Annotated in this window: 8 protein-coding genes; all 8 read right to left on the bottom strand. The window is 47.6% G+C overall.

All coding sequences use genetic code 11. The features are described 5' to 3' along the window. Window positions 1-151 precede the first annotated feature (151 nt). A complete protein-coding gene (locus CLOSYM_RS09150) occupies window positions 152-1,516 on the bottom strand; it encodes a sodium/glutamate symporter (RefSeq protein ID WP_009297763.1) in 1,365 nt (454 codons plus the stop codon). A gap of 34 nt (window positions 1,517-1,550) precedes the next feature. After that, a complete protein-coding gene (gene frlD / locus CLOSYM_RS09155; protein WP_021641894.1) occupies window positions 1,551-2,333 on the bottom strand; it encodes a fructoselysine 6-kinase in 783 nt (260 codons plus the stop codon). A gap of 33 nt (window positions 2,334-2,366) precedes the next feature. Continuing rightward, complete coding sequence (locus CLOSYM_RS09160; protein WP_003505793.1) at window positions 2,367-2,798, bottom strand: secondary thiamine-phosphate synthase enzyme YjbQ; 432 nt, start codon at window positions 2,796-2,798, stop codon at window positions 2,367-2,369. Between the two features lie 3 nt (window positions 2,799-2,801). Continuing rightward, window positions 2,802-3,653 (bottom strand): amidohydrolase family protein, encoded by an 852-nt coding sequence (locus CLOSYM_RS09165; protein WP_003498286.1) that lies wholly within the window; start codon window positions 3,651-3,653, stop codon window positions 2,802-2,804. 72 nt (window positions 3,654-3,725) lie between these two features. Further along, window positions 3,726-4,136 (bottom strand): hypothetical protein, encoded by a 411-nt coding sequence (locus CLOSYM_RS09170; RefSeq protein WP_009297762.1) that lies wholly within the window; start codon window positions 4,134-4,136, stop codon window positions 3,726-3,728. Window positions 4,137-4,538: 402 nt separating this feature from the next. Next, window positions 4,539-5,264: a GntR family transcriptional regulator gene (locus CLOSYM_RS09175; protein WP_003498290.1), complete on the bottom strand. Its 726-nt coding sequence runs from the start codon at window positions 5,262-5,264 to the stop codon at window positions 4,539-4,541. Window positions 5,265-5,736: 472 nt separating this feature from the next. Further along, window positions 5,737-6,714, bottom strand: coding sequence for an SIS domain-containing protein (locus tag CLOSYM_RS09180; RefSeq protein WP_024738811.1), 978 nt, complete (start codon window positions 6,712-6,714; stop codon window positions 5,737-5,739). Window positions 6,715-6,757: 43 nt separating this feature from the next. Then, window positions 6,758-7,621 (bottom strand): fructoselysine 6-kinase, encoded by an 864-nt coding sequence (locus tag CLOSYM_RS09185; RefSeq protein ID WP_021641898.1) that lies wholly within the window; start codon window positions 7,619-7,621, stop codon window positions 6,758-6,760. Window positions 7,622-7,794 lie beyond the last annotated feature (173 nt).

A 7,794-nucleotide genomic window follows, 5' to 3' on the forward strand; every position in this document is an offset into this window, starting at 1 on the left:
AAAGTGCTTGACTTTTTATTAGCAGGCTTTCTTAATTTATTCCGCATCCGGGCCCTTTTCGTCAACAGACAAAAAGGATGCCACGGCTCACTCGGCGTCAAGGAGCGGCAGCATCCTTTTCATAAAGGGAACTTGCTGTAATGAATTCTGATTATTTTGTCTCGTCCCATACTGCGTGAGGATGCTTGTGCCACCATTTAAACACTACCGGGACGATAAGCAGCGCCGCGAGGTAAATCAGAATCGGGACAACGGCGGCTATCCAGTTCCCCTGTACACAGGCTACCGGGACGGCGGCCAGTGCGAAAATTTCGATAACAGACTCAATCGGGGTCACGATTGCAGCGTCATCCAATGTACAGCTCTTATTCTCCGGATCCACAATGCGCAGGAGGGCCATTCCGATTGCAGTAACACCTGTGGAATATCCGTATACGTAGATTCCCCTCTCAAACCATTCCTGCTTCAGCAGACGGGGACCAATCACCGTAAAGTGGAATACAACCCAGAGGATTCCAAAAAGCATTAAGAGGCCGAACGGTACCGCATACTGGATAACAACCGGAATTTTAATCGAAGCTACTCCGAAAAATACCAGAAAGTCTGTCGCACAGCTGCCCATACGGGAAATGATACGGTTGTCAACGTATTTATCCGCTTTAATTCCTTTTAACAGGAAATGGAATAAAATCGCTGCCAGGAAGCCGACGGAGAAACTCGGAACGCCCAATCCCGTGGCATCCTGAATTGCATTGGTCAGCAGATAACCGGCTCCGGTCGGGATTAATATCAGCAGCAGGTGCCACGCCAGCGGGTCAATGGCCATCGGAGAAACAGTCTCATCTCCCAGAACCGGCCTGTGGCCTTCGTCGATTAGTCCGGTTCTCATATCGTCCGGAAGCTGGCTGAAGTCTTTTACATATTTTGTATAATTTTTAGTGGTACCAATTTTGATTAGTGCAATTCCGCCGAATATACCGGTGAGAATCCCTACTGTTGCAGATGTCATGGCAAGGTCGGTGGCATCTTCCCAGCCCAGATTGCCGAGAGTCTGGCCGAGCGCTGCCGCAGTTCCGTGTCCTCCCTGGAATCCTGCGGGAATCAGCATGCCGAAAGCCGTATTCAGTTCCGGAGCAAATATTCTCAGCACTACCATTGAAAATATAATCGGCACCGCATACTGGAATGCCCATCCGATATTTCTGTAGCAGTAATAGCTTCCGATGCGGTCAAAATTCGTCTTCCAGCCGCCGCTGCTGAAATTGAAGCCGCGCAGTCCGATGGATACGAATACTGCAATAATCAGCAGGCCGGCATATGAACCGAACTGGCTTGAAAACTGCATCACCCCGAATCCATTCTGTCCAAGAGCCAGGCCGATGAATCCGGCCAGCAGGCTCACCGGCACAAACAGGCTCTGCAGCACCCTGATTTTTTCCCTCAATATTTTTGCTATAAACAGGAAAATACCTGCCCACATGAAGTCTACTAACATTGAATATGCATTAAATTCCATACTCTCTTCTCCTTTCACTCCCACTTTTCTTTTGTTAATACGGATCAAACATCCGGATTATTTTCGTCGCTGTCTCTTTACCACGGTGCATACATTCCGGAAGGCCCAACCCCTCGCACAGGCCCTTTGTAAATCCTGCCACATAGGCATCTCCGGCTCCCACCGTATTGACAATTTCCACCTGTTTAGCAGGCTCCCGGTAATACCGGCTCCCGTCATAAGCCAGGCTCCCGTCCCCGCCGAGCATGGCGATTACGATCCGTCCCGTCTTTTTCTGAGTTGACTTTAAAAAGTCTTTAATCGTTTCGTCAAGCTTCTCGTAAGAGAAAAACGCGTAATCCAGATATGGCAGTATCTCCTCATTCCCAGGATCGGCCAGCCTCTTTGAAAAATCATGAATCATAATGTTATTACCGTTCTTTATGTCTTTTATGTAACGCCCTATCCGTGACCACTTTTCCGAATAAACCAGATCAAATTGTTTTACAAAATCAAGCCTCTCCCGGTCCAGCGTAAAATCCGCCAGCACATTTTTGTCAAATTTCTCATGAATCCGGTCTCCGTTTATAATGTTCATCTGCGCGGCAGCCGTCTGCCGGCCGCCTTTATAAAAATGAGTCAAATCAACCCCGTACTTTTTCAGGACATTCTCAACTGACACACCGAATACATCATCGCCCTGAATGGAAACCAGCGAGACGTCCTGTCCCAGCTTTTTCAGGTTAATCGCAAAATCCACCGCGTTTCCGGTCGGATAGAAACGGTTCAGTGTATAGTAAACATCCACACAGTTATCTCCTACTGCCGCAACCCTCATTTTCCCATCTCCCTGTTTTGGTCTTCCATCGCTTTATTCACCCATAACCTGAATGTAATATTTTCTGTTCTTGATACCGTCAAATTCGGCAAAATAGATATCCTGTGCATGTCCCAGAACCATATTTCCGTCCTTCACGGGAAGTACACAGTGGCTGCCCGCCAGCATGGATTTGATATGCCCCGGGGAATTGCCCCCTGTGGCGCCGTAAGACGGGAGAAAATGGGCGTGGGCATAAATATCGTCACATGGCACCATTTTGTCCAGCTTATCTATCAAATCTTTTTCCACACAGGGAAGTCCCTCATTCATCGTTATTCCGGCCGTCGTATGGGCGCTGATGATAAATACGACGCCATCCTTTACCCTGCTGCTCTTTACCGTCTCCTTAACATCCTCCGTGATTTTAATCAACTCCACTTCCCGGCCGGCGCAGACCGTTTTTTCTGTCAGTTCCACTTTCATCTGTCAGCCCTCCAATCCAAGAAATCTCATTGCATTTTCACCGTAAAGCTTCCGCCTTGTATCCTCCCGCATTTTCAGACTGTCCAGCCCGCGTTTGATGCGTACAGGCCGAAACCGGGGAGCATTAGATCCGAACATAACCTGATCCTGGAAGTTGTGATCGAGCCAGTACTCTCCCATATCATGTTTAAAGACCTTATCAAAAAACTGCTCCGCACTGTCCATATACATCATCGCCGTATCCGCATAAAGATTCGGATATTTAATCATCAGCATGGCCGTCTCCTGCACCCAGGGCCATCCCATATGGGCAAGACAGAGCCGAAGCTGCGGAAATTCCAGGGCCACTTCCTCAAATCTTAACGGATGGGAATATTTGCACAGCGTATCCGGTTCCCACGAAAGTCCTGCGTGAAAAACAACCGGTTTATTGTGCTCCAGACATTTTTCATAAATCGGCCACATCATCCTGTCATCCGGATAAAACCTCTGCTTTGCCGGGTTCAGTTTCAGACCCGTTAACTGCAGCTCGGTAAAAGCACGCTCCAATACCTCCACTGCGTCACTGCGGTGCGGGTCAACACTGGCAAAACCAATCAACATGTCCGGACGTTTATCCACAAGAGTCCGGATTTCTTCGTTGGTTATCACCACTTCGCCGCAGCGGACAGAATGGTCCAGGGGTAAGAGAACCATTTTATCAATTCCCGCATATGCATTTTGTTTATCAAGCACATCCAGAGGCGAAGGCCCCATCAGATGGTATCCCATTTCATCACATCTCAGCTTCAGTCTGTCCTTATCTCCGCAGATATCGGAAAAAAGAGCCGGATGTACGTGCATGTCAATTACCATATCTTTCACCTCCCTCAATATCATTACTTATCATTCTATAATATTATATATCATTATAGTTTTTGGCAAAAATTAATCGAGGCAGGCGGAGGCTTTCTCTTTCACCTCGTTCAATTCCTCTTGCGTCATATCACAGTATTCACTGTTTTCTGCGGTGGTGGCTGCGTCCTGGACATAGACGAGTTTCGTATCTTTCTGAGTAATTGTATTGAACCAGATTCCCTGTGGAATATTGTAAACCTTATAAGGCTCCATCGGTATAACATCAATCCGGCAGGCGCCATCTGCTTTCACTGCCGCCAGCAGCACCGCTTTTCCCTTTAATAGCACAAACTGCTCATCAGTGGCATGATGCACTTCCAGATAACGGATATTTTCAATATCATTATTTGGTTTCCAGTTTTTAATACACATTACCCAGTTTTTATTGTCATAGACACACTGGATCCCTTCTCCTTCATAGCTGAAGATATCGGCGTTCATTTTCTCCTCCTCATTTCCCATAGGCTGTTTTTCAACAGCATTAACAGTTTTTATTGGCCAATTTATTATATATCATTATATTACATCATGTATCATTATGTTGTCAATAGATTCCTGCGCAATTTTCACAAATAACTTTTCTGAACGCATCCTGTTTTATGGCATATTTTTGTAACTGCTCATGACGACTGAACTGTTGCATTTTATTCCATAACAACGAAAAGCACGCTTCGCGAACTTTTCATTGCCACTCAACGATAACCTGCACGCTCCGCGCACAGGTCACCGCCTTCAATTTAATGACGAGGATTCCGGAAGCTTTAAATCTCCCGAAACCCTCGTCATTCACGGTACAAATATATAAATATAGACAGATATATGGCCGGCCTCTCGGACGGCGCTCTACAGTTCCGTATTCTCGTTGATCTGCAGGGAAAAACGCTCCCCGTTAATCATCTGCCTTCCCGCATAGATTGGCTGTCCGTCACCGCTTAACGCAACACTCCTGATATAGAGAAGAGGATCACCCCTGGACATATTTAACAGGGCGGCATCTCTGGCAGAGGCACGGCATATCTCAATTTTTTTCGTGGAATGAACGACCGCCACCTCGCGCTTCTTGAGACTGTCAAACAGAGAGTTATTGTCAAATGTCTCATCGAGCAGAAAGGCGTACCGGAGCGGAAACCAGGTGCTTTCAATTGCCACCGGCTCGTAATCCGCATACCGGACACGTGAAATAAGCACAGCCTGCATTCCTTTCTGCTGCCCCAGGTTCTCCTCAATCTCAGCCTCCGGCACAACCAGCCTGTTCTCGATCATCCGGCCTCCCGGCTCCAGCCCCATACTGCGGCACATATCACTGAAGCTCTGGACTTTCTTAATATCTCTCATATATTTTGGTTTGCTGACAAATGTCCCCTTGCCCTGCTTTCTTTCAACCAGCCCTTTATCTATCAGTCCGCCGACTGCTTTCCTGACCGTGATGATACTGACGCCGTACGTCTTTGCCATCTCCCCTTCAGTCTGAAGTTTCTCGCCGGGCTGGTATATTCCGGAAAGAATTTTTTCCTGAATCTGTTCTTCCAATTGAACATAAAGAGGAATAGCCGCTTTTCCATCTAACATAATATACTCCGTTTCTTTCAGTGCTAATAGCTGTAGATATAAAGATATATATTATTATATAATAACTATCGATAAAAAAGCAATATACAAGCTTGAGTTTAGACGACTTTTAGTTAAGCAGGCGAGGACGCCTCCGGTACGGACAGCGGACGGGGCGGCCAGCGGATTGGGTGTATATGAGTCTTTCGTCCCGGTGGAAGCTTGTCGCGGTTTGGGGCTGCGGGCGAAGATAAAGTCTGCGGAGCACGCTCCCGCTCTGTGAAATGCATCGCGCTGCTAGGCTCGAAAAGACCTCGCCAATCAGCGATGGATTTAGGCGGCATTAATCAGCGATGGATTTAGGCGGCATCCGCAGACTTTGTCTTCCCCTCCGCCCCAAGGTCAGGTTTTCGCCGGGACGAAAGACTCCGCCAGGGGTATCGCCCGTCCGCCGGCCTGCGGCCGCTCAGAGCTTCCATATGAATAAGATATATTAATACTCAACTTTCCACATGTATCTTCTCTCATCCATGGAGTGGCCCCTTACCTCCGCCATCTGTGATACGTAATAACGCTCAATCGGGATCATCACGACAGGATTAAAGAATTCTGCAACTGCCGGGTCTATCTTTCCTGCATTTAATTCCTTAAAATCGATTACAATATAGTTTTTTGCATATTTTTCAAGGAACTTTAAGCACCTTTCATCCAGGAAACGCGTTCTTCCCTCGCTCATCAGAAGAACCATGGGAAGTTCCTTATCCGTAGTCTCAAACGGTCCGTGGAAGTATTCGCCTGTATGCAGGCAGACAGCATGTTTCCACTGCATTTCCATAAAGTGACAGCAGCACATGGAGTAAGCGACCCCATAGTTCGGACCGGATGCCAGAACATAGAATACCGGCTCGTCTTTGTATTTCTGTGCCCACTCCGTTGCCGCGTAGAGAACATTCTTTTTACCTGCCTCTACTATCTCATCAATATACTGATAGGCCTCCATAGCCTTGTCGTAATTCTCATAATTCTCAATCTGTTTCAGCAGTTCAAAGCCGATCCGGAGGGAGTTTGCCTGGTTTGAATCACTGTATACCTGATCATCGCCATTTGAATAGGTAACAACATACTGGCCGGCTTTCGCCATTCCGGTCTCCATAGAGCCTGTCATTGCGATTGTAACCGCCCCGGCTGCATTGGCTGTCTTTACGGCTTCCACCGTCTCAGGCGTCGCCTTAAGGGAACAGATGACGGCTACACAGCGTGAATCCAGTTCTTTCGGTGTGGCGTGAACAAATTCATTGCTCGTATAGGTAGTGGCGCCAAATGTCTTCGCCTCGCTCTGAAGAAGGTAAAGGCCCGGGTAGATTGCCGCCTTGGAGCCACCGCAGGCCACAAAATAAACGTGTTTGAGGCCGCCTGCCTGATCCATCTTTGTTTTAATTTCCGCTACGATTTCTTTTACTGTTTTTGTCATTTTCATTCCTCCTGAAATCTTTTTTGTTTTCATCTATTATCTGCTAATATGTAACACCGTGGCCAAAGGCTCCTCTGACAAGACAGGTTTTCGAGGCAAACTCCGCCCCCCGTACCATTGCCTTCTTAAGCTCTTCCCGGTAAAATCCGCTATCCTTTTTCATGCGTTCCGGCGCTCTCTTAAGGCTCTCCGTAAAAGAGAGCAGAAAGGCCGTGGCAAAGGAGTCGCCGGCCCCCAGCGTATCAACAGCTTCTACCAGCTTCGGCGGCTGTTCATAGAAATCCTTCCCGTCAAATAACATTGCCCCATAGCTGCCCCTGGTGGCTATAATCATCCGGCAGCCCTGCTCATGCATATTCCGGCAGATACCGCGTGCCTCTTCTGATGTAACCGAACCACAGGATAAGAATACGTAGGATGCATATGGGGCAACCCCGGCAACCCTCTCCTCATCGGTCCATTGCCCGGAAAAGTCATAGGACAGCGGTACGCCCGTGGCTGCTGCTTTTGCAAGCTGGCTGTCAAAATGGCTGTTGTTGCTCGTATGGATGATAGAAAACCCTTTTATGTATTCCAGATCCTCTCCGGTCAAATCAAGCGGTTTTTCTTTTGCCACTCCTCCTTTATTACTGCCCAGGAAAACGCGGTCCCCATTTGTCAAGGTTACCCTGGCACAGCCGTTCTCCCCTTCATACTGCCTGCAACGGCCGTGTTCAACTCCCAGTTCATCCAGTGTCCTGATCACATGAGCCGCTGCCGCGTCATTTCCAAAGACACCCATGTAGGAGGAATCGGCCCCGAGCATTTTGGCATAAGCTGCAAAATTTAGCGCCTGGCCTCCCGGAAACATCGTTTTCAGATGTTCATACTTGTCACATACGTTGTCCCCAATACCGATTACTCTCATTATCCTCTCTCCTCTTTCCGCCCAATTGATTATATATCATTATATAATGTTATGACATAATATTAGTCCACAACCGGGAGTTTGTCAATAGTATTTTTTCAGTTTTATTTCTTCCGGCATTACAAACAGTAACAATTCGGGTGATTTAGTTAAGCAGGTGAGGACGCCGCCGG

This window comes from [Clostridium] symbiosum ATCC 14940 (genome assembly GCF_000466485.1).
Lineage (GTDB): Bacteria > Bacillota > Clostridia > Lachnospirales > Lachnospiraceae > Otoolea > Otoolea symbiosa.